The sequence below is a fragment of the Paenibacillus sp. ACRSA genome, from assembly GCF_022346845.1.
In the GTDB taxonomy this organism is placed as follows: Bacteria; Bacillota; Bacilli; order Paenibacillales; family Paenibacillaceae; genus Paenibacillus.
Window position 1 is genome coordinate 1 of sequence record NZ_JAKRNP010000007.1, and the last position, 24,529, is coordinate 24,529.

The 24,529-nt window shown below is 46.3% G+C and carries 15 protein-coding genes, 17 tRNA genes and 2 rRNA genes; 27 read left to right on the plus strand and 7 right to left on the minus strand.

Annotation, left to right across the window (positions count from 1 at the left end; all coding sequences use genetic code 11):
- The 20 genes from MH215_RS19305 to MH215_RS19400 form a co-directional block, all read left to right on the plus strand.
- Nucleotides 1-755 (plus strand): 23S ribosomal RNA (locus tag MH215_RS19305); the annotation flags it as partial.
- 82 nt (nt 756-837) lie between these two features.
- Nucleotides 838-954 (plus strand): 5S ribosomal RNA (rrf, locus tag MH215_RS19310).
- 59 nt (nt 955-1,013) lie between these two features.
- A tRNA-Ile gene (locus MH215_RS19315) sits at nt 1,014-1,090 on the plus strand.
- 26 nt (nt 1,091-1,116) lie between these two features.
- Nucleotides 1,117-1,192, plus strand: a tRNA-Ala gene (locus MH215_RS19320).
- 1 nt (nt 1,193) lies between these two features.
- Nucleotides 1,194-1,269, plus strand: a tRNA-Asn gene (locus MH215_RS19325).
- Nucleotides 1,270-1,272: 3 nt separating this feature from the next.
- Nucleotides 1,273-1,364 (plus strand) — tRNA-Ser (locus tag MH215_RS19330).
- Between the two features lie 16 nt (nt 1,365-1,380).
- Nucleotides 1,381-1,452 (plus strand) — tRNA-Glu (locus MH215_RS19335).
- Between the two features lie 43 nt (nt 1,453-1,495).
- Nucleotides 1,496-1,571 (plus strand) — tRNA-Val (locus MH215_RS19340).
- Between the two features lie 19 nt (nt 1,572-1,590).
- A tRNA-Met gene (locus MH215_RS19345) sits at nt 1,591-1,664 on the plus strand.
- Nucleotides 1,665-1,689: 25 nt separating this feature from the next.
- A tRNA-Asp gene (locus MH215_RS19350) sits at nt 1,690-1,767 on the plus strand.
- 26 nt (nt 1,768-1,793) lie between these two features.
- A tRNA-Thr gene (locus MH215_RS19355) sits at nt 1,794-1,869 on the plus strand.
- A 96-nt stretch (nt 1,870-1,965) separates the two neighbouring features.
- Nucleotides 1,966-2,041: transfer RNA gene (locus MH215_RS19360), tRNA-His, on the plus strand.
- Between the two features lie 9 nt (nt 2,042-2,050).
- Nucleotides 2,051-2,125, plus strand: a tRNA-Gln gene (locus MH215_RS19365).
- Between the two features lie 7 nt (nt 2,126-2,132).
- Nucleotides 2,133-2,205: transfer RNA gene (locus MH215_RS19370), tRNA-Lys, on the plus strand.
- 12 nt (nt 2,206-2,217) lie between these two features.
- Nucleotides 2,218-2,305, plus strand: a tRNA-Leu gene (locus MH215_RS19375).
- Between the two features lie 8 nt (nt 2,306-2,313).
- Nucleotides 2,314-2,388, plus strand: a tRNA-Gly gene (locus MH215_RS19380).
- 5 nt (nt 2,389-2,393) lie between these two features.
- Nucleotides 2,394-2,470: transfer RNA gene (locus tag MH215_RS19385), tRNA-Arg, on the plus strand.
- A gap of 15 nt (nt 2,471-2,485) precedes the next feature.
- A tRNA-Pro gene (locus MH215_RS19390) sits at nt 2,486-2,559 on the plus strand.
- A gap of 10 nt (nt 2,560-2,569) precedes the next feature.
- Nucleotides 2,570-2,640 (plus strand) — tRNA-Gly (locus tag MH215_RS19395).
- A gap of 293 nt (nt 2,641-2,933) precedes the next feature.
- Nucleotides 2,934-3,539, plus strand: a complete 606-nt coding sequence (locus MH215_RS19400; protein ID WP_239292900.1) for a short chain dehydrogenase — start codon at nt 2,934-2,936, stop codon at nt 3,537-3,539.
- 362 nt (nt 3,540-3,901) lie between these two features.
- Here the strand turns inward: MH215_RS19400 and MH215_RS19405 are convergent, their stop codons facing one another.
- Together MH215_RS19405 and MH215_RS19410 are read right to left on the minus strand one after the other, a co-directional pair.
- Nucleotides 3,902-4,732, minus strand: coding sequence for a CYTH domain-containing protein (locus tag MH215_RS19405; protein WP_481857463.1), 831 nt, complete (start codon nt 4,730-4,732; stop codon nt 3,902-3,904).
- A gap of 246 nt (nt 4,733-4,978) precedes the next feature.
- Nucleotides 4,979-5,881: a LysR family transcriptional regulator gene (locus MH215_RS19410; protein ID WP_239292902.1), complete on the minus strand. Its 903-nt coding sequence runs from the start codon at nt 5,879-5,881 to the stop codon at nt 4,979-4,981.
- 326 nt (nt 5,882-6,207) lie between these two features.
- Between MH215_RS19410 and MH215_RS19415 the strand changes: the two genes are divergently transcribed.
- From MH215_RS19415 to MH215_RS19430, 4 genes are read left to right on the plus strand one after another with little or no spacing between them, the layout of a single operon-like run.
- Nucleotides 6,208-7,221 carry an ABC transporter ATP-binding protein gene (locus tag MH215_RS19415; RefSeq protein WP_239292903.1) on the plus strand — a complete coding sequence of 338 codons (1,014 nt, stop codon included), beginning with the start codon at nt 6,208-6,210 and terminating at the stop codon, nt 7,219-7,221.
- A 45-nt stretch (nt 7,222-7,266) separates the two neighbouring features.
- A complete protein-coding gene (locus MH215_RS19420) occupies nt 7,267-8,340 on the plus strand; it encodes an ABC transporter substrate-binding protein (RefSeq protein ID WP_239292904.1) in 1,074 nt (357 codons plus the stop codon).
- A gap of 1 nt (nt 8,341) precedes the next feature.
- The gene (locus tag MH215_RS19425) at nt 8,342-10,012 is read left to right on the plus strand and encodes an ABC transporter permease (protein WP_239293114.1); all 1,671 of its coding nucleotides are present in this window, start codon (nt 8,342-8,344) and stop codon (nt 10,010-10,012) included.
- Nucleotides 10,009-11,670 (plus strand): MBL fold metallo-hydrolase, encoded by a 1,662-nt coding sequence (locus MH215_RS19430; RefSeq protein ID WP_239292905.1) that lies wholly within the window; start codon nt 10,009-10,011, stop codon nt 11,668-11,670. Before MH215_RS19425 ends, MH215_RS19430 begins: the two co-directional genes overlap by 4 nt.
- A 181-nt stretch (nt 11,671-11,851) precedes the next feature.
- Here the strand turns inward: MH215_RS19430 and MH215_RS19435 are convergent, their stop codons facing one another.
- Genes MH215_RS19435 through MH215_RS19445 form a run of 3 tightly spaced genes read right to left on the minus strand, consistent with a single transcriptional unit; the run spans nt 11,852 to nt 14,696 of the window.
- Nucleotides 11,852-12,412, minus strand: a complete 561-nt coding sequence (locus MH215_RS19435) for a GerMN domain-containing protein (protein WP_239292906.1) — start codon at nt 12,410-12,412, stop codon at nt 11,852-11,854.
- Nucleotides 12,413-12,446: 34 nt separating this feature from the next.
- Complete coding sequence (locus tag MH215_RS19440; RefSeq protein ID WP_239292907.1) at nt 12,447-13,859, minus strand: N-acetylmuramoyl-L-alanine amidase family protein; 1,413 nt, start codon at nt 13,857-13,859, stop codon at nt 12,447-12,449.
- Nucleotides 13,860-13,871: 12 nt separating this feature from the next.
- Nucleotides 13,872-14,696 (minus strand): hypothetical protein, encoded by an 825-nt coding sequence (locus MH215_RS19445; protein ID WP_239292908.1) that lies wholly within the window; start codon nt 14,694-14,696, stop codon nt 13,872-13,874.
- Nucleotides 14,697-15,084: 388 nt separating this feature from the next.
- On the opposite strand from MH215_RS19445, the gene nagZ reads away from it, so the two are divergent.
- Nucleotides 15,085-16,758: a beta-N-acetylhexosaminidase gene (gene nagZ, locus MH215_RS19450; protein WP_239292909.1), complete on the plus strand. Its 1,674-nt coding sequence runs from the start codon at nt 15,085-15,087 to the stop codon at nt 16,756-16,758.
- Nucleotides 16,759-16,953: 195 nt separating this feature from the next.
- Here nagZ and MH215_RS19455 read toward each other — a convergent pair whose 3' ends face one another.
- Complete coding sequence (locus MH215_RS19455; RefSeq protein WP_239292910.1) at nt 16,954-18,312, minus strand: serine hydrolase domain-containing protein; 1,359 nt, start codon at nt 18,310-18,312, stop codon at nt 16,954-16,956.
- Nucleotides 18,313-18,624: 312 nt separating this feature from the next.
- Between MH215_RS19455 and MH215_RS19460 the strand changes: the two genes are divergently transcribed.
- Entirely contained in the window at nt 18,625-20,598 is a 1,974-nt protein-coding gene (locus tag MH215_RS19460; RefSeq protein ID WP_239292911.1) for a methyl-accepting chemotaxis protein, read from the plus strand.
- A 296-nt stretch (nt 20,599-20,894) separates the two neighbouring features.
- Nucleotides 20,895-22,121: a DUF2087 domain-containing protein gene (locus MH215_RS19465; protein ID WP_239292912.1), complete on the plus strand. Its 1,227-nt coding sequence runs from the start codon at nt 20,895-20,897 to the stop codon at nt 22,119-22,121.
- 265 nt (nt 22,122-22,386) lie between these two features.
- Here MH215_RS19465 and MH215_RS19470 read toward each other — a convergent pair whose 3' ends face one another.
- Nucleotides 22,387-24,387: a methyl-accepting chemotaxis protein gene (locus MH215_RS19470; protein ID WP_239292913.1), complete on the minus strand. Its 2,001-nt coding sequence runs from the start codon at nt 24,385-24,387 to the stop codon at nt 22,387-22,389.
- Between the last annotated feature and the right edge of the window lie 142 nt (nt 24,388-24,529).

Here is a 24,529-nt window from a genome sequence, read left to right on the forward strand (position 1 = left end):
CCGGAGCGCCAGCTTCGGTGGAGGCACCGTTGGGATACCACCCTGATCGTATCTAGGTTCTAACCTGGTACCGTAATCCGGTGCGGGGACAGTGTCAGGTGGGCAGTTTGACTGGGGCGGTCGCCTCCTAAAGAGTAACGGAGGCGCCCAAAGGTTCCCTCAGAATGGTTGGAAATCATTCGAAGAGTGCAAAGGCATAAGGGAGCTTGACTGCGAGACCTACAAGTCGAGCAGGGACGAAAGTCGGGCTTAGTGATCCGGTGGTACCGCATGGAAGGGCCATCGCTCAACGGATAAAAGCTACCCTGGGGATAACAGGCTTATCTCCCCCAAGAGTCCACATCGACGGGGAGGTTTGGCACCTCGATGTCGGCTCATCGCATCCTGGGGCTGAAGTAGGTCCCAAGGGTTGGGCTGTTCGCCCATTAAAGCGGTACGCGAGCTGGGTTCAGAACGTCGTGAGACAGTTCGGTCCCTATCTGTCGTGGGCGTAGGAAATTTGAGAGGAGCTGTCCTTAGTACGAGAGGACCGGGATGGACGTACCGCTGGTGTACCAGTTGTTCCGCCAGGAGCACCGCTGGGTAGCTATGTACGGAAGGGATAAGCGCTGAAAGCATCTAAGCGTGAAGCCCCCCTCAAGATGAGATTTCCCAGTATGTAAGACCCCTTGAAGACGACGAGGTAGATAGGCTGGGGGTGGAAGTGCAGTAATGCATGGAGCTGACCAGTACTAATCGGTCGAGGGCTTATCCAATTGCAAGTTCTACATCGCAGACTTTCGTTTCGAATCTAGTTTTCAGAGAGCAACACTCTGAAATGTAAGGCTAAGCTATGCGTTTGGTGGCGATAGCGGAGGGGTTCCACACGTACCCATCCCGAACACGACCGTTAAGCCCTCTAGCGCCGATGGTACTTGGACCGCAGGGTCCTGGGAGAGTAGGACGCCGCCAAGCGAATTCCCTTTGGGGTATTTTTTTTGCCCCCCTCGTAGAGAAATAAGGGATACATATGTGGGCCCTTAGCTCAGTTGGTTAGAGCGCACCTCTGATAAGGGTGAGGCCGGTGGTTCGAGTCCACCAGGGCCCACCATAAATAAAATAGCAATATCGAAGAATGGGGCCATAGCTCAGCTGGGAGAGCGCCTGCCTTGCAAGCAGGAGGTCAGCGGTTCGATCCCGCTTGGCTCCACCATTCCCTGATAGCTCAGTTGGTAGAGCACTCGACTGTTAATCGAGTTGTCACAGGTTCGAGCCCTGTTCGGGGAGCCATATGGAGAGGTGTCCGAGCTGGCCGAAGGAGCACGATTGGAAATCGTGTAGGCGTCACAAGCGTCTCGAGGGTTCGAATCCCTCTCTCTCCGCCAGATAATTTTTAAGCAAGGCCCGTTGGTCAAGGGGTTAAGACACCTCCCTTTCACGGAGGTAACAGGGGTTCGAATCCCCTACGGGTCATAACAATTTTTATTGTTTCAATGAGGGATGAGAATCCCGATATGGAGGCTTAGCTCAGCTGGGAGAGCATCTGCCTTACAAGCAGAGGGTCGGGGGTTCGATCCCCTCAGCCTCCACCATATATATTTTTTCTAACGACGCGGGGTGGAGCAGCCCGGTAGCTCGTCGGGCTCATAACCCGAAGGCCGCAGGTTCAAATCCTGCCCCCGCAATTATACTTTCTCACGAAAGTGATCTGGAACCGTGGTGTAGTTGGCCTAACATGCCTGCCTGTCACGCAGGAGATCGCGGGTTCGAATCCCGTCGGTTCCGCCATTTTTTTGAATTTAACTTTACACCGTGCCGGTGTAGCTCAACTGGTAGAGCAACTGACTTGTAATCAGTAGGTTGGGGGTTCAAGTCCTCTCGCCGGCACCATTTATACTTTAACATCTGAGTCTGGAATAGCTTGTATATTTAAGATAAAGATGGGTATACTGAATTACTCTAAGCAAGTTATGAGATGTAACTATGGCGATCGTGGCGAAGTGGTTAACGCACCGGTTTGTGGATCCGGCATTCGGGGGTTCAATTCCCCTCGATCGCCCCATTATCTCATTGGGGATTAGCCAAGCGGTAAGGCAACGGACTTTGACTCCGTCATGCATAGGTTCAAATCCTATATCCCCAGCCATTTACTTGAGTCATTAGCTCAGTTGGTAGAGCACCTGACTTTTAATCAGGGTGTCGAAGGTTCGAGCCCTTCATGACTCACTTTTATATTTTGCGGTCGTGGCGGAATTGGCAGACGCGCACGGTTCAGGTCCGTGTGGGCTAACCCCCCGTGGAGGTTCGAGTCCTCTCGACCGCACCAATTATTATGCGGAAGTGGCTCAGCGGTAGAGCATCGCCTTGCCAAGGCGAGGGTCGCGGGTTCGATTCCCGTCTTCCGCTCCATATTTGCGCCCTTAGCTCAGCTGGATAGAGCGTTTGACTACGAATCAAAAGGCCGGGAGTTCGAATCTCTCAGGGCGCGCCATTATTTTTTTTGTATCGGGATGTAGCTCAGCTTGGTAGAGCACCTGGTTTGGGACCAGGGGGTCGCATGTTCAAATCGTGTCATCCCGATTCTACTTGTGCGGGTGTAGTTCAATGGTAGAACTTTAGCCTTCCAAGCTAATAGCGTGGGTTCGATTCCCATCACCCGCTTATTGTAATAACGAAAGAGTTCTTGCGCTTAGCAAGGGCTTTTTATTTGTGTAAAATGATATTTTCTAATAATAATGCTGGACGAATTTATTCCGTATTTTCCCGCTAACTAAGTTCGCATCTTAACGCTTGATGTAATGATCGACATATCATCATTGTTGGTTAATAAGGCGAATAGTTTGATTATTTCTGTGATGTTTGATTAAATGAAATAACTTCAACTATAGAGATGTATCTCTACATGTTTTTTTCTATATGCTTATACACCTTTTACACTACAGAGGAGGAATCGTATGAAAAAAGCGCTGGTGATTGGCGGAAGTGGCACGTTAGGGAAGGAAATTGTTGCAAAGTTAAAGGATTTTCCTGTAGAAGTGATTACAGCAGGTAGAAAGTCTGGTGATTATCAGGTGGATATGACTTCAACTGATAGTATTACTGCGCTGTTTGAGTCCGTTGGCTCTATTGATTATGTCATTGTAGCGGCGGGTCAGACGCATTATGCCAAACTGGAAGAGCTGACGCCTGAAGACAATATGATCAGTGTCCATGGAAAATTGTTAGGGCAGGTTAACATTGTACTGATTGGTCAGCACTACGTTAACGACAAGGGGAGCTTTACCTTAGTTAGTGGAATCATCAAGGATCATCCGATTGTGAAGGGTGCCTCAAGTGCCATGGTTAATGGTGCAATCGATTCGTTTGCAAAAGCAGCAGCTTATGAACTGCCTAGAGGCATACGATTGAACTCAGTTAGCCCTAATTTGTTCGAGGAATCGGCAGAGAAGTATAAAGGTGTCTTTATCGGATTCAACCCCGTACCTGTGGAGCGTGTAGCCAATACGTTTATTCAAAGTGCACTTGGCATTGAAACGGCACAGAATTTCAAAGTATATTAATGCCTTCATCTCGACCCCGTGTGTATATAGGACACGTAGGGTTGGCCGAACGGCAGGCCAGCGTGATGCGCCAAACGCATTACACCTCGCTCTAATGAATAACCATCTCTAAATCCAAAGTGGATAAAATAATAAATATACCGCACGATCAAAAATAGAAGGACATGAACTGGAGTGAACTCCAATGCATGTCCTTCTACGTTGATCTCTACAAAGTTTGTCTTTAATTGGTACGCTTACCTGAACCTCAAATTGTACCTCAACTTAAATCCCGACTCGTACCTTAACTCATACTTATAACATGCGCTTACTCATCGCTATTTCTTGACTCAACTTGTCTGTGCATTGCCTACATCTGCAAATCAGTATCTCTCCAGAATAAGCTGTGTTTTCAGGCCATCTGCTGGAAGGAGCCACTGTTTGTTTTCAAGTACCTGCATTAATTGATTACGGAGATCTGATACAGTCGAAGCATTATCTGTTTTGAAGGAGACCTCAACAATGTTCTCTACTCCAGTACCAGCTGCATCACGGATAGGCCATACCTCTAAGCTCATCTCTTGTCCATTCCATGTTCCTTTGTACCGTTGAAAAGTAACTGGACCATACACACGGGAGTCTGTTAGCTTTTGTTTGCCCCAGTTGGAGGAAGACCATTTGTTCAACTTACCCGGCAGCTTGTCCAACAACATCTTCAATGCTTCTTGATCTGAAGGCAGGTTAATGCCACTATTTTTCGGGGAATCTACTTTTTTGGTATTAGAGAAGCTAAGTGTTTGTTTGCCATATCCCCAGTCGATCTCAGCTTCATAGTTATCATCTGAAGAATCGAATCCTTCTTGGTTAGCCAGTGTAAGAGCCGCATTTACATCGCCATTGATGATAGGATAGCGCTTCTTGTACGTCAGTTCATAATTATTTTTATCTTCCTTCTTGCGAAAACGCACATTCCAACCTTCTTCGTTCAGCTCCAGCGCATGGGTGTCAAAGTATTCTGTCTGTATAGCTGTTGGAGTGGAATCAAGACCAAGCGTCTGCACAACTTCAGTACGTGGAGTACCATCTGCATTCAATACCAGGTCGGGTTTAGCCAAAAATTTAACCTCATATGCAGGAACCGCATTTGCTGCAGCAGAGGCCTGTGGTGCTTCCAGTACCGTAAGTCCACTTCCCAATGTCACGATGCTCAGCATCAACGACGCCGTTACCTTTTTCCACTTTTTCAAAACCAATCACTCCCTAGGCTGATTTATTGTACAGACCCAACTTTATCGTTCGAGTATGTCGAAGTGATTAACGGGAGAACCACATTGCGTTAACCCTGCATAGATTTGATGAATGGCGAACGATAGTTTCTCTAGGTGATCTGTTGACAGCGTCATAGGGCATCTGTGATCAGAGTGTACAACGTTAAATGTCTATATCTAGCTTAACTTTAATTAAGTTAGCTCTGCCTGCAGACTCCAATCTCGTAAAACTTCCTCGAAACGATTGATCTGAACAGAAGGGTGCCGATCCTTATTATGAACCGTATAGATATGGCGAGGTGCCTGTTGCCCCGGAATCGGAAGAACTCGAATGAGCCCCTGTTGTTCCTCCCACTGTACAGCCATTCGTGACATGAACGAGATATGCCCTCCAAGGAGGACGAGTTGTTTGATTGCTTCCAACGAATCCATCTCAACCGTTCCACGTAAACGCACCTCATGTTGCTCCAGCCACTGATTGGTTAAACGGCGTGTGCTGGATTCATGACCATGCAGGGCAAACGGCACTTGGGCAATATGCTCAGGCTGTACATCCTCTCGTTGAACCAAGGCATGTTGAGGGGCACAAATAAGCACAAGATCATCTTCACACAGTGTCTCTGTCTGTAGCTGCGAGCCGACAAACGGCTCAGATGAAATGATCCCTAGATCGATCTGATGTCGAACTAACATATCTCGAATGACAGGAGAGGGTTTAACCGACAAATGAATTCGAATGCCAGGAAACTCATGAGAGAAAGCATTAAGTATCGGCGGCAATAGATACGTTGCAGGTACATAACTTGCCCCAATGTGCAAGGTTCCCCGGTAGAGACTGTCATATTCCCGAACGACTCGGCGAGCCTCTTGGGTGAGGGCATTAATTTTGACGGAATAATGAAGCAACGCTTGTCCAGCCTCGGTCAGAAATGTTTTACCACTCCGTGATTCAAATAGCCGCACACCCATTTCTTCTTCTAATGACTTCATGTGAAATGTAACTGTAGGCTGCTTAATGCCTAAAATCTCAGCAACACTGGTCATGTGATGATGTTTATCAATCAACTCAACGATCTGTAATTTGATCAGATTCAATGGATACTCACTCCTCTCAGTTCTATAAATCTCTAGTTCGTAAGTTAGCTATTAACCTAGCCCCAACGAACAAAGCCTAACAAGAACAAGCAATCCAACCTCAACCTAAAACCTTAGATACTCAGGTTCTCAAAACAAACCTTCCTGGTGCTCTATCCTTGCAAAAGGCAGTGAAAATATCATTAATTGACCCTTATATAGATTTAATCTATGAACATCAACAGAATTCATCTAAAAAGTTAATTATCATTTTACATTCCTAACATACAACTCTCGAAGGCGAACGTTAGACTGATAACAGTACTAGAAGACAGGCAGGGATGCTTATGAAATTAGAAATACGACAGGTTCAAAAATCATTCAATCGTACTCCGGCGTTACTACCTACCGATCTCACACTAGAGCATGGTCAGTTTACAACACTGCTCGGTCCATCAGGCTGCGGTAAGACAACATTGCTGCGTATGCTGGCTGGGCTTGAACAACCGGATGCGGGAGCTATATATGCAGACGGACAGTGTATCTACTCAGCAGAGAAGCGGATCGATGTACCAACACATAAGCGAAATTTGGGCATGGTGTTTCAGGACTTCGCCTTGTGGCCGCATATGACGGTATATGAAAATGTAGCGTTTGGCCTAAGAGCTGGTAAACAGAAGTCCGATCTGCGACAAAAAGTAAAAGAAGCACTCGACATGGTACGCCTGCAAGGGATGGAGGATCGTTATCCTCACCAGTTGTCCGGTGGACAGCAACAGCGGGTTGCTTTTGCCAGAGCTGTGGCCGTTCGACCTGGTGTGATCTTGTTCGATGAACCCTTAAGCGCACTAGATGCTGTACTACGGGAAGAGATGCGGATTGAGATGATGTCACTGGTACGAGATATGGGATTGACGGCACTGTATGTCACACATGATCAGGTCGAAGCGATGTCTATGTCGGACGAGATTGTTGTGATGGAGAAAGGGCGAATATTGCAAAAAGGCAGTCCAGAAACCATTTACGCTACACCGAGCGAGCCGTTTGTTGCTTCATTTATCGGTAAATCAAATTGGCTGACGCCAAATCAATCCATGGTTCGACCGGAATATGTCACCTGGAGCAAAATCAATCACGATGATCTCAGGTATCACGGGATCGTGCTCAGTGTTAGTTATGTGGGTGAGCGTTATGAAGTTCGGGTGCAGATGGATGGGCTGGGCGTTTGGACGGCATATCGGAACAACAGAGTAGGTATAGGCGAGCAGGTAGATCTCTATGTGTCTCCTGAGCGCATACATCGAATGAATATAGAGGGCGAGACAAGTTTTACGCGAAACAAGATTGCAGCAGTAAATTAAGTGATTGACCACTACTATAAAACCAATCAAGGGAGATGTCATGACATGTTTGGAATGAATACACGTAAGAAAAGTGCAATGCTGATTTTATCCGCGGTAATGAGTATCAGTTTGTTTGGATGTAGCACAGGTAACACGACTACAGGTTCAGCGGCTCAACCGGCAGGCGAGGGTAACACGGCAGCTGCTGCAGAAACAACGGATAAAACAGGCGGCAAGCTGGTACTTTACAGCGCAGGGCCACAAAAGCTGGCTGATAATATCGTTAGTGGATTTACAGCGCAAACAGGCATTGAGGTAGAAATGTTCCAAGGAACTACAGGCAAAATTCTAGCTCGGATGGAAGCTGAAAAATCAAATCCGGTAGCAGACGTTGTTATTCTTGCTTCTTTACCTTCAGCACAGGCGTTGAAAGCAGATGGATTAACCCTGCCTTACCCAGAAGCGGCGAACGCCGATAAATTGAACAAGGATTGGTCGGATGCCGAAGGCAATTATTTCAGCAGCAGTGCATCTGCTCTAGGAATCGTCTACAATACCAAGCTTGTATCCACACCGCCTACTTCATGGGCTGAGCTCGCTACACCTGCATGGAAAGATGCAGTGAACATTCCCGATCCTACACTCTCAGGATCAGCACTGGACTTTATCACAGGTTACTTGAGTGCAAATGGAGACAAGGGCTGGGATCTGCTGAGCAGTTACAAAGCTAATGGTGTAGCTATGGCAGGTGCAAATCAGGAAGCACTTGATCCGGTCATTACTGGTGCGAAGAGCATCGTAGCAGCGGGTGTGGATTACATGGCGTATTCCTCCAAGGCAAAAGGTGAGCCACTGGACATTGTGTACCCTGAAGAGGGAACAGTGATTAGCCCAAGACCGGCAGCTATTTTGAAATCAAGCCCGAATGTAGATAATGCCAAAGCATTTATCGACTATCTCATATCCGACGAAGCACAAAAACTAGTTGCCGATGCTTACCTGATTCCAGGACGTGAAGATATTGAAGCAACGAATCGCGCAAACGTGAAAGATATTCCACAGCTCAAAGTGGATTGGGCTTGGATGAGTGAGCACGGAGATGAGACGGCAGCACGCTTCTCTGAAATCTTCAAATAAGATGAATAATCAAACTATTCTACGGAGGGTCGGCGTGGTTCTGGCCCTCTTTCTGTTAACGGTAAGCATTGGTGTACCTTTGCTTTTTATTTTTTGGCAAAGTATATATCCAGATGGCCAGTGGGACTGGACGGCTCCTATTCGTACGATCACAGGGCATCATTTGTCTGGGGTATTGCTTAATTCAGTGTGGCTCGGCATCTGTGTAGTGATGGTAACAACACTGCTCGCCTTGCCGCTCGCCTGGATGATGTCTAAGACTCGAATGGGTCAGCATCGCTGGGTAGACGTCATCTTGATGATTCCGTTTATGGCTCCACCGTACATCGGCTCGATGGGCTGGATACTATTCATGCAAAAAGGGGGCTACCTCCAGCAATGGATTCCCTCGGCTTCGAAATGGAGTGAGCTGTTCTTCAGTTTCTGGGGAATGGTGCTCATTATGAGCCTGCATCTATTCCCATTCTTATACTTGCTGCTTCGGGATGCATTAATTCGCATCGGCGGCAATCTAGAAGAAGCGGGAGCAGTACACGGTGCGCCTGCGGGATATCGATTCCGCCGTATTATTCTTCCGTTGTTACTGTCTTCCTACGGCATGGGGATCATGCTGGTGTTCGTCAAGACTATTGCTGAATTCGGAACGCCTGCCACCTTCGGCAGAAAGATTGGCTATTACGTTATGACTTCAGAGATTCACAAGTATATCTCGAGTTGGCCGATTGATTTTGGTAAGGCAACTTCACTCGCTTCCATCTTGTTGTCGGTCTGTCTCGTCATGTGGTACATGCAGTCTACGATGTCCCGCAAGTTCACTTACCGCTTAATAGGAGGGAAGGGACAACGTTCCAAACGTTATTCTCTCCGAGGTTTGACTGGAGTGCTCTGTGGTTCGTACCTTGCCCTGCTCTTGATTCTTTCTGTGGGCATTCCGTATTTCTCCATTATTGCGGCTTCAACGATGAAGTTACGCGGAGCCGGATTGGCTTGGGATAACCTAACGCTGGAGCATTACCGTGATCTCTTGTCGTGGGGCTCTGTTAGTTTGAAGGCAATCGGAAATAGCTTAGGATTGTCACTCGCGGCTTCAACGGTGGCGGTGTTCATTGGTACGGGGCTTGCGCTAACCATTGGCAAATCATCTTCGTGGATGCAGCGTATCATCGATTTGTTCAGCCTACTGCCGAACACTGTGCCGGGGATCGTCATGGTTGTGGGGCTGATTTTGTTCTGGAATTCACCTTGGATGCCATTCACGCTCTATAACACCTATGGCATGGTTGTTCTGACCTATGTTGTGCTGTTCCTTCCTTACACCGTGCAATATGTAAAATCAAGCTTTACCCAAATTGATGGATCATTATTTCAGGCAGGTCAAGTATTTGGCGGCAAGCCGCTGTACATCCTACGTCGTATTCTTGTTCCCTTAATTATCCCTGGCATGCTTGCTGGTTGGATGATGACCTTTACGATTGCGACAAGAGAACTGGTCGCCTCGTTATTAATTCTTCCGCCGTCGATGCAGACGTCGGCGACGTATATTTTTGCCCAGTTTGAACAGGGTCAGGTTTCATTGGGTATGGCAATGGCCGTTGTTACTGTAGGGATGACGGTACTTATGCTGCTTGGGATCGAAATTCTGAATTCGAAGAGAAAGTGGAATGCATCATGATCAAACTGAACGTATGGGGCGGTGCAGGAGAACATGGCCGCTCTGCGTATCTCCTTAGCGGGAGTACACAACGTCTATTACTAGATTGTGGCGTCAAAAAAGGTGGAGCAGGGGAGTACCCTCTCCTGGATCAAGAAATTGTACCGCAGTTGAATGCTGTGTTATTATCTCACGCACATGAGGATCATTCCGTAGCCATCCCTCTGCTGTATAACCTAGGTTACCAGGGTGAAGTGTGGACGACACGAGAGACTCGGGAGCAGTTGGACACGTACTTTAAGGCATGGCGAAATAATACGGAACGGGCAGGGTATGCTGTACCCTATGAAGAGAGTGATGTGCAGTCTATTCGTTATCGCTATTTGGAACAAGAGGCAGCGTGCGGAGCTTGGTTTGAGCTTATCCCTGGCGTGTGGGCGATCTGGGGACGTACGGGTCATCTCGCGGGTTCTGTGTGGTTTGCCATTGAGATGGATGATCAGCGCATATTTTACTCCGGCGACTATACCTCTGAATCCATGCTGCTACAGGAGGATGATCCTTTAGAGACTTTACGTAGGGCAGGCCGATTGTATAGCAAGCAGAGGAGCAAACCGATGCGCAGTCGGGTAGATCATACGGCGTTAAGAAGTAACATCGCTGTGGGTCAGGAAGCCGAGTTTGTAGGTAGTCAAGGGGGCAATGTGTCTACAGCTGCGTCGCTTGATGAAATGGAGCAACCTGAGGTCTCTTCTCTTGCTCATGGCTCGGTAGCAATGGACGATAAGCAGTCCATGATCTGGCGATCAGCTCCAGCACCTAAGGCAGTGGAGGCAATAACCCCTAGTGAGAGCAGAACCTTGTCGGTACAGTCTATGCAACCGTTGGGGGAGATGCTGGATCTCGTTATCATGGATGCTGCATACGGTACAGACCGAGACACGCAGGCTGATAAGTTACAACAGTTAGACCATGCGATTCATGAGACGATTGCGCGTGGCGGGAAAGTGTTGTTGCCTATGCCTGTGGTAGGACGTGGGCAGGAGATCATGTTATGGGCAGAGCAGCAGTACCCTGGCATTCCTCTATTCGTCGAACAGGGGTTAATGAAGGGAATGAAGCAACTTCTACATTCACCATACTGGTTGAGAGAGAACGAATCATATAACAAGGGATTACTGACCGAAGCAATTATGGAATGCTTGAACGGATCAAGATGGCAGACCCCTGTGACGCAAGAGGAGCGGGAGCAATGGTTGAAGCAGCATACGGCCTCGCTATGGTTTATTCCGGATGGGATGATGCAGTCTGCTCTTGCCCGCTGGTATTATAGCCAGCTAGCCGAAGATCAGAACAATATGGTGCTGCTTACTGGCCATGTATCGGAGGGTACCTATGCAGATCAACTATCGCAGGCTCCTGAAGAGCATGGGAAATGTGAAGTACGGAAGGTTCGTTACAAGGTTCATCAAGGGTGGCTGGATGTGGAAAGAATGATCCGTAGACTTCCTGCACGACACACGATCCTTGTGCACACCAATCGCGAAGAGACGGATAAACTTCGGGATCATCTTCTAAGCGAAGATACGCTCAGTGAAGCTAGGTTAAGTAAAGCTGAAGGAGCTATGCCTGATCAGATGATTCATTCTTTATCACCTGGAGATGAGCTTGTGGTGTGATTGGCGAGTGCGAATTAGATAGGCAGTGAGAGATTATTGAAATTAGTGAGAATAACGAGAACGCCCTTACCTGGGCGTTCTCTCTTTTACATTTCATGAAAATAAAAAAGACACGATGACAAGTGTTGCTTATCATCGTGTCTGCAAATGATACATACATGAATTATCAATTCTTTTTCAACTATGGTGCACGTTGAATGGGGTGCTCTAGTTCAGAATGACCCATCAAGCTCTCGGATGCTTCGCCATCCACTAACACATCAATACTGTTCACTTCATCGAATTGAAACATCGTTTGGGTCAGTGCATCAAGTGCAAGCAGTTCTCCACTGGATCCCAGATTGGCTTCCTCTGGGATATGAACATCTAACGTAAGTGCCCCATCCTCAAACGTTGCGGAGAGTAGCTCCACCTGATTCCATAATGAAAGGAGGTTAGCATCGGAGCTGTTTTGTAATGCTTCGAATGTTTTTTGATACTTCTCTGTTTCTTCCTTGAAATCAATTGTCTGCTCTTGTTGCTCCAGCTCCAGTAATTCTGCATCTGCGTAATAGACCTCCACAGATTGTGAGGTTCTTGTCTCTGGTTCTACCGTAGTTTCCGCTGGGCTCGGGGATTGTCCCTGTCCTTGAACACTGCTCGGTTCATTCGATCCGGATTCAGTGACTGGCTTCTGAGCGCAACCAATTCCAATAATCATTAAGATGGACAAGATGAGTGCGCATCCTAGCTTAGCTTTCAATAGAGCACATCCCTTCTAAGTGGTATTGATTAATTTAGAGCCCGAGGTATTCCTTAATACCATCGACAATCGCTTGAGCAGCCTTCATCTGCATATCCTCGGATAACAGAGCAACTTCTTCCTCGGCGTTACTGAGGAAGCCGAGTTCTAACAGCACCGCAGGCATCTTAGTGTTTCGAATGACTTCTAGATTCCCATTTTTCACACCACGATCTTTAAGTCCCATGGCTTGAATCAAATGTTTATGGATAACGTTCGCCAAATCCTTGCTACTGCTGCGTTGATAATAAAATGTCTCTGTTCCTGATACTTTGGGAGCGGACTCTACACTATTGCCATGGATGGATACAAACACATCTGCATTCAGATCATTGGCAAGTTTGACACGTTCAGGGCGTGTGGGATAAACATCCGTAACACGTGTCATAACCAGTTGAATGTTCTCCTCTTGTAGAAGAAGTGCTTGTACTTTCAACCCTACAGCGAGGGTGAAATCCTTCTCAGGTTTGTTCGTGATACTTATGGTTCCTGGATCACTTCCGCCATGCCCTGGATCAATGACGACCACTTTGCGACCTGGTTCACCTACTGGCGTGACAATTACGGGGATGACGTTCTCTCCGGAAACGTTCAGATCCACTATGAGTTTACCAGCGACTTGCTCCTGGCTGAACTGAACACTTTTCACTTGATTCAATTCAACGACAATCCGAACTTGACCTGGATCTTTTTTGAACAGTGAATATCTTACATCGGTCACATTCGGGAATCCACTCACATCTAACTTTCCATTCATCCCCTGATCCAGAGGTTGAGCCATATCGCCAAATACGGTTCCAGGCAAGTCAACCACCAGCCGGTCGGGGTTCTTCAGTGTGGTAATAATCGGTTGCACATCTTGATCCATAGATACCACGAGTTGGTTGTTTGTAAACAGGATATCTGTCACTTGGGCTAGGGTAGAGCTATCATCTTGCCCTGGATTTGTGCTGGGTTCATGGGCAGGGGTCTTGATGGTATTGACTAAGTATACGATTTTGTCTTGGTTGTTCCACTTCACCGTTAATCCCATCTGTTCACTGACAAATCGAATCGGTACCACGACTGTATTGTTAATGATCTGCGGGGCGGTATTTAAACTTACTTCCTTGTCACCCACCATAGCTTGCTTCTGATTAACAGTTAAAGCGAGTATTTGGTTATCTTGTTGAATCTTCACTTGGCTTGCTTTCTGATTCCAGTCGACCTGGAATTTTAGATTTTCGGCAACGACCCGGATGGGAATCATCACGTTTTTATTGACGATTGTGACTTGAACATCATTAGGTAGATTTAATTGCTCACCATCCAAAAAAATCTTTGACGTGTTCGCTGCAGCATACCCTGGACTTGGGAGTAAGAACAGCACGAACAGACTCATCCATAAGAGTAGCAAGGTCTTCTTCATTACACACCTCTATTATTTAGATCTAAGAGCTTGATTAAGCTTGATCCATTCTTGGAATTCTTGTCGTTTCATTTTCTTCACGGGCTTTACCTTGTTACTAGCCAACGTGTATCTGTACAAAATAAATTGGTCTGACGGATATTCACTGATGTAATCTAGCCATGTGCCTTCCTTTTGCCACAAGATCAGTGAGGTCGTGATGTAGTTCGTTGTCCTTGGCAGCTTCATCAGGCTGTCTTGTTGTGCATTGTAGATGGATATGGTGCTTTTGGAGGTATCCCCGTAAGAGAAGGCGATCTGATCCTCAGAAGGTGCCCAGGCATAAGCCATGATGGTTTCTACGTTTTTCTGACCAGCTTGGCGTAATCGATCTTGAAGATTCCTCCACTCGCCCGTTTCAAGGTTCAGGAGAATCAATGAACTTCCTGCGCTACGTTCTGCTTGTATGGCAATCCATGTCTTCGAGTCTGAGGCAGCGACACTTGTAATCTGAAGTAGCTTGTCCTTCCAATCAGCAGTTTGCATCGTATACTGCTGTTTCCCTTGAGTAACGACAATGGATTGAATGACATGTTGCTCAAAAGATGGAACGCCTTCCCGCTTAGTAGAAGTTGTGGTTAAGGTAACGTTCCCGCCCTTCCAATGGAGGGGGTTGCTGCTGCTTTTTTGGAACGTATGGTTACTGGCATACATAGATGGAGCGGTCGTAGCGCTTAGAACAGAGTTGGATGTCACAGACTCGGATAGGTTCTGTTTAGCCACCACCATAGAAGGTACTGTAGTCGTCAATCCTGCTAAGAGCACGCCGACCAATAGCCAGCCAGTTACATTTTGCATCGCATCATCTCCTTTATTGCCTATGGATTGTTCACACGTCATTCTAATTCCATAATCTCCCTACACTATATAAACGGTAAAAATGTAAAAATGTTTCTATGTGGAATAAATTTCATAATACCTTTAGCTGCTTAAAATCAGGGCTAGATATAGATCAAAATGGTTTAATTTGTCTATATTTAGTTACATAAATCTCGTTTTAATGAGTTATGAAATTGATTCATGTGATCAATATTTAAAAGTTTGTATATCATCAATGCATCCTTCAGTCAGTAAGATATATATTTAATGGATCAAACAGACAAACAGATGTAGGATATGGACATACGGTCTAACTAATTTCATATTTTCATACGATGAATACTAGTTTATCGGGAGGGGAATGGAAATGAGTGAGCAAGGGGAAAGGGTTCGGATCATTCTGGAGTCTATGAGTTTACAGGAAAAGGTTGGGCAAATGTTATTGATTGGATTCCATGGCACGGAAGCTGCCGGAGATATTGAAGCGTTAATTCAGCAGTACCCGGTTGGTGGAGTTATATATTTTGCGCGTAACGTAGAATCGCCCGAGCAGGTACAGCAACTGTCAGAGGGATTACAAAGCATTGCTTCCGTCAGTAACCATATTCAACTCTGGATTTCCATTGATCAGGAGGGCGGTATGGTATCCAGGATTACGGAGGGGATTGCGTTAATGCCCGGACAGATGGCGATTGCTGCTGCTGGTTCCCAGGATGACGCTTATCAAGCGGCATATATTAGCGGCATTGAGTTGAGATCTATGGGGATTAACATGAATTTTGCTCCCGTCCTGGACATTAATAATAATGCGGCTAACCCTGTCATTGGTGTGCGCTCATTTGGTGAGAATGCTGATATCGTAGCAGATTACGGGGTTAGAGCCGTATCGGGTTACCAAAATGCTGGAGTTGTAGCGACAGCCAAGCATTTCCCGGGCCACGGGGATACCGATACAGATTCCCATCTTGATCTACCCATCATTCATCATGACCGAGAGCGGATGAACCGAGTTGAACTGGTTCCCTTTCGATCTGCTATAGCAGCAGGTGTGGATGCGATAATGTCGGCACATATTTATTTTCCTACACTCGAATCAGAGCGTCTACCTGTCACCTTATCACGATCCGTACTTCACGGGTTGCTCCGCGAGGAATTTGGTTATGAGGGTATGATTGTAACAGACTGTATGGAGATGGATGCCATTGCTGCACACTATGGAACGGTTGAGGCAGCAGTGATGGCTGTAGAGGCTGGAGCAGATCTGGTACTCATTAGTCACACGCCGAGGTTACAGATAGAGGCGTATGAGGCACTGATCTCTGCGGTACAACAGGGTCGAATTAGCGAAGCACGAATCAATGAGTCGGTGATGCGGCTAGTGATGTATAAGAGTAAGCATGGTTTGTTAGACAGCAGAATGAATGCAGATAATCGAAGTGAGGATGTTAATTTGTCTCCCGCACAGCCCGATATGCCCGCCTTGGATACTGAAACAGAGCGTAACAGCCTGCTACATCAGGCTGTAGCTCAGCGCATCAGTGAGAGGAGCATCACGCTTGTACGTGATCAGATTGGGATGTTACCCCTGAAAATGCAGCGTACATTGGTCATCACGGTTGCATCATCGGTGACCAGTGCTGTTGATGAACAATTAAGTGAAACATCCACGCTGGGTGCTGTATTATCACGTTATGGGCTGGAGGTTATTGATCTGTATGCCAATGTGGAGAATGTCTCCAATTCCTCCGCGAGTATGTTACAGGCTGCTAGAGAGCAAGAAGTGGAGCAAATTATCGTAGGCACCTACAATGCTGGAAGTCCTTCTGGCGAATCACAATGCAGATTAATTGAAGCGTTGCAGCAAATCGGAAAACCTCTAGCAGTCGTAGCGCTACGTAGCCCATATGATCTGCTTGCTCTACCTACCGTGAAGGTTTATGTAGCAGCTTACGAGAGTCGGCCGCTCGCGATGAATAGTGTTGCTCAAGCGCTCCTAGGTCGAATTCCTTTTCAGGGAAAATCACCTGTGTCGATCGAGTGAAGTGAGATAAAAACGATGATGTAGCTTACTAATGTAGAGTGTGCTATAGAGTGCGTGGTTATGGCTAGTGCACACAGCAAAAAGGACGAATCCATGAGAGTCATTTCCCTGCACATAGATCGGGAGATGGGTAATCAAGGAAACGTCCTTTTTTGATAATATATTAACTCTAGCTAATTAAAATGAAGAACATCATTATTGCAAATGCAGTGCTTTGGCTGTCTCTGCTTCAACCTCGCTCATCAGAGTAGTCATGTCCATGCCCGCATGATTACCGAGCAAGATGATGGTGATGTCATCGGATAGATTACGAGAGAACGCAGTGGCGAAGCCACCACCACTACCGTTATGGAAAACGGTACGGTTCTGATCATTTTCTTTCAAAATCCAAGCGTAACCATAGTTTTTGCTAGAGTAGGGCTTGTACATTTGTTCAATCGTATCTTGGCTCAAGATCTGATCGGTGTATAGCGCACGATCCCACTTCAACATATCATCCACTGTGGAGTAGATCGTTCCTGATCCCGATTGTGAAACATAATAAGGTGCAGGCACCCAAGCGTTATTTTCGGAAACAAATCCACTGATGGTATGAACTTGACGGGAGGCTTCTCCTGAGTTTTTCATTCCGAGCGGTTTCAGAATCGTTTGTTGTACATAATCAGCGTAGCTGCTGCCGGATACTTGCTCAATGACATAAGCGAGTAACACGTAGCCGCTGTTGCTGTATAGATAAGCACTGCCTGGTTCAAACTTCAGCGTTTTGTGCCGGATCTCCTCTACCGTTTTCTCCAAAGAAGTCCCTTCTCCTCGGCCGAATGCGGAAGGAATACCTGATGTTTGGGATAACAACATATGTAGCGTAATTTTATCCCCTTCTGGAATGCCTGAGATGTACTTGGAGATCGGGTCTTGCACATCGAGCAACCCTTCTTCTGCTAAGTGCAGAATGGATGCAGCGGTGAATGACTTGCTTAGTGAAGCAATACGAGTCTTCTGATCCGGACGATTCATGGTGTGTTCATCAGCCAGGCCGTAACCTTGGCGGAGTAACACCTCGCCGTTCTTAGCAATCAATGCCATGCCAGGAAACTCAGCTTCGCGCAGATACGTATCCACACTCGCAAGTTCAGCATTTAATACGCTGACTTGGTCTGTCTTCACATTTACACTCATCTGTCCGGAGGCGGTACGTTGTACCTTGATATCTGCCTTGAGCGCATTGGCAAGCGGACGAACCGGAATCATCATTGTACCATTCACCGTCCGAGATTTAACGCCTGTAGACAGTTGAACGTTATTGACTTGAATAGAGCTGGTGCTTGCCTGATGAATGAGGGTGTCTCTTCCCACCTTAATGGTAGCTGTCTTCGTAGGCGCATCCCATTTGAGCGTACCATTTAAGGACTGCACAACATCTCGAAGCGGTACGAAGGTTGATCCTTGAAAAATAAGGGGCTGATTCTTCCAGGTCTGTTCTTGACCATTCACTTCAATATGGACAGTGTTAGCCGCCTGAGCGGCCGTAGCGACATTCCCGGCCTGTCCCAGCACCGGGCTAGCACACAACATAAGTACGAGCATGATGCGAGATAACGATATAAAGAGCTTAGAAACAGGTTGTTGCACTTGCGACTTGCGTATAATTTGAATCCTCTCCTTCCAAACGTTTCATGAATAACCAGCTTTATGAGCAATTGTAAACGATCTCGAACAAGCGGTCAAAAATTAAGAATGTTCATGGAGCTATCTTAAAAATTGAAGCCCAATCTCCAAAATTCGAAATATTTAGTATTTATACGTAATATTTTTTGGATGTCTATCCGATAAAAAGAAGGGTGATGAATTTAATGGAGGATAGAAATAATGAAGAAATCGATGAAAAACTGGTTTACCTTGACCGTCAAAAAACGGCTAATCGCTTCATTGCTCTTGTTCCTGATTATACCGAGTATTAGCGTAGGCTGGTTATCCTACACGAAGGCAGCGGAGCGGGTTAACGAAGAGCTCATTCGTTCTGCAGAAGCCAAAACAGAAATGCTTAGTCTGCAGATCAGTGAAATGCTCGATATGGAGAAGGATAATGCCGCACAACTAGCTGCAGGAGTAACTTCTAGCGATGTAATTAACAAATCGCCTGCTGTGCAAAAACAGATGGATCGCATGTCTGAAAACCATGATGAACTTGCTGTACTCACCATAGGTGCTGAGGATGGTAGTTGGATGAAGTCCCCAGATCCAGGCGAACAGATCTATGATCCACGTGAGCGGAGCTGGTACACGCAGGCTATGGCTGAATCGGAGCCTATTATCTCAGACACGTTCCAATCTGCGACAACAGGGGAGTGGGTTGTGACGGCGTCGGCCAAGCTAGCCGATGGTAAAGGGGTATTTGGTGCCAATGTAAGTCTCAATCATCTGAAGGAATCGGTAGATAACATACATATCGGTAAAGAAGGTAAGCTGTACATGCTGGATAATGGAGGGAAGTTTCTCTTCCATTACAATATTGAATCTGGGGTACAGTCTGATGCAAGTTATATTAATGAGATGTACACGCAAGACCGGGGTACTGTGAAATACACCTATGAAGGTCAAGAGTTACAGGCCGTATATTTCACGAATCCAGCGACGGGTTGGAAAATTGTTGGCGAGCTGGTTCCTTCTGAAGCTGCTGAAGCAGTAAGACCTATTTTGATTCGGACGTACATGGTGGTAGGCGCTTCGCTATTGGTCGGCATTATTTTGCTTATCTTTATCATCCGTAGCATCCATCGTCCATTGACGCAGCTTACACAGGCGGCTTCGCAGGTGAGTGCAGGGGATCTTACTGTTCATATCGGCATGAAGCGAAATGATGAATTCGGTCAATTAGCCAATAGCTTTGACACGATGACTTCGTCTCTGCGTGAAGTCCTTGGCGAAGTTCATGGTACATCGAGTCAACTGGCGGCTTCATCGGAAGAGTTGATGGCGAGTTCAGAACAGACATCCAAAGCGACGGAACAGGTGGCTGAGCTGATGCAAGGCGCGGCGGAAGGAACGACGAAGCAAAATCACAGTCTTTCGGCTACAGGGCAATTAGTTGGAGAGATGTCCTTAGGTGTTAAGGAAATTTCAACGAGTGCCGAAAGTACTGCACGAATCGCACTGGAAGCATCTACGAAATCCGAGGCAGGTATGGTTACGGTAGATGGAGCGGTAGCATATATGCATCAAGTCAATGATGAGAGTAAGGCAGTTGAAGCTGTGATTGAGGATTTGCGTGCCAAAAATGATGAGATTATTCAGATTGTTACCGAGATCACGGCAATTGCTAAACAGACGAATATCCTGGCATTGAACGCCACAATTGAAGCGGCACGTGCAGGTGAGCAAGGTCGAGGCTTCGCCGTTGTAGCTAATGAAGTGAAGATACTTGCCCAGAGCTCGGGTAGTTCGGCTGAGCGTATTAATGAGCTGATGCAGGAGATGCAAGAGAAGACCAATGCGGTACAGTCAACCTTTGCCCAAACAGGCGAAAGTATGATGAAGAGCTCGCAAATGATTACAGAAGCGGGAGAGGCTTTCCAAGATATTCGGGATGCTGTTCAGCAGGTCGCGTCGCAAGCAGAGGAAGTATCGGCTGCGTCCCGTCAGATTGATGGTGGAATGGGGCATGTAACCAAAGCGGTGAGTGACACGATCATTCTGTCGGATCAGATTGCCTCAGGAACCGAGGATGGTTCTGCCGCTGCGCAGGAGCAACTGGCGACGATGGAAGAGGTTGCGGCGTCCTCTGCGGCTCTGTCCCGTATGGCAGAGGATCTTCAGAGTATGATTGAACGTTTCAAACTATAGAACGCGTTGTGGAAAAAGATATGTAAGGCTGTGGGGTTGTAACCCTACAGCCTTTTTTTGATCTCCAGCTTATAAGCTGACGAGAGAACTTGCTTCTGGATACATGTTCTGACCTATACCTATATGAGTAAGAACGTTTGTTGACATTAAATAAACTTAATTATATTATATCTATAAATAAACAAACTAAATAAAGTATTGTCTATAAATAAATTGGATTTAATCATTCTGAGTGATAAAGTAATGAATTCATTCACAAGAGATTAACGATAGAGGATAAAGGAGAGCGTTCTTTCATGAAATCAACGGACGTTATTTTGCAAACAGCTTCATTAGAAGAGATTAAGCGAGGGTACTTGAAGGAAGCATCGAATTATATGTGCATTTGCTGCGGATACAGTACAGAAGTGGGCATCATCTATCCCGAAGACGGCGTGTTGTATGAAGCAGAGCGTTACATTCGAGTTCACTTGGAGAAAACGCATGGATCAGTATTTGAATATTTGCTGGAGCAGGACAAAGCTATAACTGGACTATCGGATGTACAGCGGGGCTTGCTTGCTCAATTCTATGAAGGGAAGAAAGATGCTGAAGTGCAGGAGGCACTTGGGATCGGCAGTGCTTCCACCATTCGCAACCATAGATATATGTTGAAGGAAAAGGAACGGCAAGCAAAAATATTCTTAGCATTGATGGAGCTTCTCAAAAGCAAAGATACCCATGCACCGGCTGAATTCGTGACACCTGTGACCAAACCAGTTGGTCAAATGAATAGGGGATCATTCGATATATCCGATCAGGATCGAGCCAAGGTGTTAACTAAATATTTCCCCGAAGGTACGGACGGCATGCTTACGACGTTCCAGATGCAGCAAAAGCACAAGTTTATTGTGCTGACTGAAATCATCAAACGATTCGAACCCGGGCAAACCTACACGGAAAAACAAGTCAAAGCGCTGTTAAAGCAGGTCTATCATGATGATGTTGAAATCCGTCGCTATCTCGTTGACTATGGGTTTCTCAGTCGAGAAGAGGATGGCAGTCAGTATTGGCGGAAAGTTGATCAAGTTAATGGTGTGCAGAGTAGCATAGGTGCAGGCTCCAGAGGTGCAAACTCAAAAACGGCTGAAGAGAATAAAGTGAAGAAAGGGGAGTTGGAACGTATGAATCGCCGTAAAGAACTTCAAGAACAGGCCAAAGAGGTTAAAATTGAGGCAGGTGTATATCAAATACGCAATGAACAAAATGGTAAGGTGTTTTTGGATAGCACCCCTAATTTGAAAACGATGAATGGACAGAAGTTCATGCTTCAGATGGGAACCCATCTTAATCGATCGTTACAAGCAGAATGGAATGAATATGGAGAGTCTGCCTTTACGATCGAAGTCGTGGAGAAGTTGAAAAGGCAAGATAATCCGTTTTTTGATACAAAAGATGCGCTAGCGAAGCTGTTGCAGGCATGGATGGAAAAGTTTCAGCCTTATGGGGAGCAAGGTTACCATGGAGATAGCAAGAGTAGCTGATTCAACCCAGGTATAAGTTGAGGCAGCAGAGGTAAAGTGAAAAGTGAAATTAAATTAGTGAAATAAAAAAGGTAGAAGATGTATTCATATGATGTATGTAAAATGTGAATCTCTAATGTTCTATAGCATGGTCTATAAAAAGAGTGAGCCCCGCTAGGTTAATTTTGACCAGCGGGGCTCACTCTTTTTATTTGGAGTAATACTCAATATTAAATGATTTACCACAGCTTAACTTCAACGATGCTAAGCGAGTCTTGAAGAAGGATTATAGCTTGAATTGGTCAACCAACTTCTGCAGTCTGTGCGCTAAGTGCGCCAGAGAGTCAGCCGAGGATGAAATCTCCTGCATGGAAGCAACTTGTTCCTCTGTTGCTGCGGAGATATTCTCTGTACCATCTGCATTCGCTTCCGAAATAGAGTGAATATGATCGATGGATTGAACCACTTCTGCTGTACTTGCAGCCATCTGCTGTGAAGCCGCTGCGATACTCTCTAGCTGGTGATTAACTACATCCACGGCTTGATTGATCTGTGCAAAAGCTTCATCAGCAGAGCGAACAGCACGGATTCCGCTAGCCACATCCTGTTGCCCAGCTTGGGCATCCTTATTCGCCTGCTCAATCTCCTGTCTGATGGAGGCAACGCGCTCAACAATCCGTTGGCCGGACTCGCTGGATTGTTCTGCGAGCTTGCGAACCTCACTAGCAACAACGGAGAACCCACGTCCATGCTCACCAGCTCGTGCGGCTTCAATAGAAGCGTTCAGGGCAAGCAAATTGGTCTGAGCAGCAATGTCGGTAATGACTGAAACCATCTCGCCAATGGAAGTAGAATGATGTCCAAGTCGTTCCGCTGTTTTGGTCATATTATCGACAAAGCGGCTTACTGAATCCATTTCAGTGACGACAGTTTGAATGGAGGCATTACCTTGCTTAGCTAGCTCGCTAGCCTGCAAAGCAGCTTCGGATACTTGCTGAGTGCTGTCCGTCACCTGTCCAACGCCTCCAGCAAGTTCATTCATCTGCTGAGAAGTATGCTTCAGACGGTTAGCTTGTTTCTCGATGCCTGTTGCAGATTCTTCGGTGATCAGCGCAACCTGCTCGGTTGCTTTCGTTGTCTCAGATGCGTTCACAGCAAGCTGGTTAGATGAGCTGGTTAATTCATCAGCAGTCTGTCTTACATCCTGAATCACGCTGCGCAGAGATTGGCTCATTTTGTTGAAACTAGTGCTCAGTTTACCGAATTCATCTTGACCAGTCACCGGTACCTCTATCGCCAAATTACCATCACTAATCTCATTAGATGCCTGCACCAGGCGATTCAGTGGGCGTGTAATGGATTGTACGATCCAGTAAATGATAATGGAGCTTACGGCAACAGCAATGGCAACGACAATTAGCGTGGTATATAGAATAGGACGAACGGAGGCAGTCACTTCATCACCGTCAATAACACCTACAACTGTCCAGCCGGTTGTTTCATTCGTTGTAAAGAATGCATGTTCCTTATGTCCTTCTAATGTATACGTGAGAGAACCATTTTTCTGATTGAAAATGTCTTGAAAAGGAGCAGCGGTACCTTCTGTTCCAGGATCTACGGTTGGGTGTACGATGATTTTGTTGGCATTATCAATGATGTACACATAACCTTTTGTACCAATTTTGGTGTTGTTAACGGTCTGCGACAAGCCCTCAAGTGAAAGGCTGACAGAGACGACGCCATGACCATCTGCGGCGGTCTGAGCTACTGAGGCAACCACGTTACCTGTGTTACTGGAGATATATGGTGTGATAACGGTTGGGACATCTTTGTTCTGTGTTGCGGCTTGATACCACGGGCGTTCACGAGGGTCATACCCTGCCTTATTGACCGCGGTTACGGGAGAATTGATATACACACCTTGATCCGTACCGATCGAGGCAAGCTCTACGTCATTGTGGGTTTCTTTATATGCATCAAGTAGGGTACGAATGGTTTCTGTTTCGTCACCTTGAGTTGGGCCTACATTGCCTGCATCCATCTGGGAAGCCAGGAAATCGACATTTTTTCGTGTAGCACCAATGATCTCATCAATGGTCTGATTAAGCACATTCACACTGCTCATGGCACTTTCATACATCTTTTCTTCCACTTTGCCTTCAGCTGTCTGGAACGAGATGATGCCTAGGCTGATCGTTGGAATGAGTAGGACAATCGCAAATGATAGAATCAGTTTCTCTCTCATCTGTATAGACCTTTTGGCAACAACCTCATGTTTCTTCTTCATACATATTCCCCCTCTAAGCAACACCCGCAATAATATGGACCAACCACGTTTGAGCAAAAACAGCGACAACCTACATTGTTATTGTTTTGGATCACGACATAAGCAAGGTTGAGCTTGTCCCATCATGACTTAGGTGATCATG